At 52.3% G+C, this 2,007-nt stretch carries 1 protein-coding gene; it reads right to left on the reverse strand.

The annotated features are described in order from the left end of the window. The coding region (locus QUA74_RS29650) for a cadherin-like domain-containing protein (protein ID WP_333336334.1) at positions 1-2,007 on the reverse strand (2,007 nt) is incomplete at both ends.

The following is a 2,007-nucleotide window of genomic DNA, read 5'->3' on the forward strand; positions in this document are numbered from 1 at the left end:
GGAGTCGGAGTCGGAGTTTCCGTTGGCGTTGGAGTTCCCGTCGGAGTCGGAGTCGGAGTTTCCGTCGGAGTCGGAGTCGGAGTTTCCGTTGGCGTTGGAGTTCCCGTCGGAGTCGGAGTCGGAGTTTCCGTTGGCGTTGGAGTTCCCGTCGGAGTCGGAGTCGGAGTTTCCGTCGGAGTCGGAGTTTCTGTCGGAGTCGGAGTCGGAGTTTCTGTCGGAGTCGGAGTCGGAGTTTCCGTGGGAGTCGGAGTCGGAGTTTCCGTGGGAGTCGGAGTCGGACTTTCCGTGGGAGTCGGAGTTGGAGTTTCCGTGGGAGTCGGAGTCGGAGTTTCCGTGGGAGTCGGAGTCGGAGGGTTATTTACAAGAATGCTTGCCGTGACGATCGCAGAATCAGCTTTCCCGTCGTTAGCTTTGTAGGTAAAAGAGTCTGTCCCTGCAAAACCAGGATTCGGAGTGTAAATGAAAGAACCGTTAGCGTTGAGGGCGATCGACCCTGTAGCCGGATTTGTCACCAGAATCGCCGTCAGCGGGTCATTTTCCGGGTCTGTATCGTTGATTAAGACTCCCAAACCCGTCACGTTGAGACTCGTATTAAAAGCCGTAGTATAGCTGTCAGAATTCGCAACAGGCGGGTTATTATTGACGCTGATAGTCACGGTAGCCGGTTCAGAGCTCACTATTCCGTCGCTGACTGTGTAGGTAAATGTGTCTGTTCCAGAAAAGCCAGCGTTAGGAGTATAAGTAAAAGAACCGTCTTTGTTGAGGGCGATCGACCCTTTCGTCGGGTTGGCGGCCACTGCAGCAGTTAGTGCGTCTAAATCTGCGTCGGAGTCGTTGGCTAAAACTCCCGGCACTATTTCGCTGAGGACTTTTCCCGCACTGATGCTGTAGGTGTCAGGTTGTGCGATCGGCGGATTGTTAGTGACATTGATATTTGCCACAATTGGTGGTAGGGTAGCAATCCCGTCGCTGACACTATAAGTGAAGCTATCGAGTCCAACAAATCCAGGATTCGGAGTATAAATAAACGAACCATCATTATTCAATTCGAGAGTGCCATTGTTGGGATTTGTGACTTTAGTTGCAGTCAATAAATCACCGTCTAAGTCGCTATCGTTGGCTAAAACTCCTGTCGCAACTGGCACGTTGATGGCTTGATCGTGCAGGGTTTTGTAATTGTCGCTATTTGCCTGCGGCGGCTGATTGCCGACATTAATACCTATCTGAGCAGACCCAGACGTGAAGGTCCCGTCGCTGACGCTGTAGCTGAATACCTCCAAGCCGACAAAACCCGGATTGGGAGTATAGCTAAAGGAACCGTCAGGGTTGAAATTGACCTTGCCGTTACTGGGGACTGATAGCAGTGTGGCACTCAAGGGGTCGCCGTCGGGGTCGAAGTCATTGGCCAGAACTCCGGGGAATTCGACATTGAGAGTCTTGTCGTGAGGAGTGTTGTAACGGTCGCTATTTGGCTGCGGCGGCTGATTGGTGACATTAATACGTATCTCAGCAGACCCAGACGTGAAGGTTCCGTCGCTGACGTTGTAGCTGAAGTTGTCAAAGCCGAAAAAACCCGGATTGGGAGTATAGCTAAAGGAACCGTCAGGGTTGAAATTGACCTTGCCGTTACTGGGAAATGATTGCAGTGTGGCACTCAAGGGGTCGCCGTCGGGGTCGAAGTCATTGGCCAGGACTCCGGGGAATACGACATTGAGAGTCTTGTCGTGAGGAGTGTTGTAACGGTCACTATTTGCCTGCGGCGGCTGATTGGTGACATTAATACTTATTTGAGTGGTCGCAGACGCGAAGGTTACATCGCTGACACTGTAGCTGAATTCCTCCAAGCCGACAAAACCGGGATTGGGAGTATAGCTAAAGGAACCGTCAGGGTTGAAATTGACCTTGCCGTTGTTTGGCAAGGACACCAGTTTGGCACTCAAGGGGTCGCCGTCGGGGTCGAAGTCATTGGCCAGGACTCCGGGGAATACGACATTGAGAGTCTTGTCG

Origin of the sequence: Microcoleus sp. LAD1_D3 (genome assembly GCF_036702135.1) — a bacterium.
Lineage (GTDB): Bacteria > Cyanobacteriota > Cyanobacteriia > Cyanobacteriales > Microcoleaceae > Microcoleus.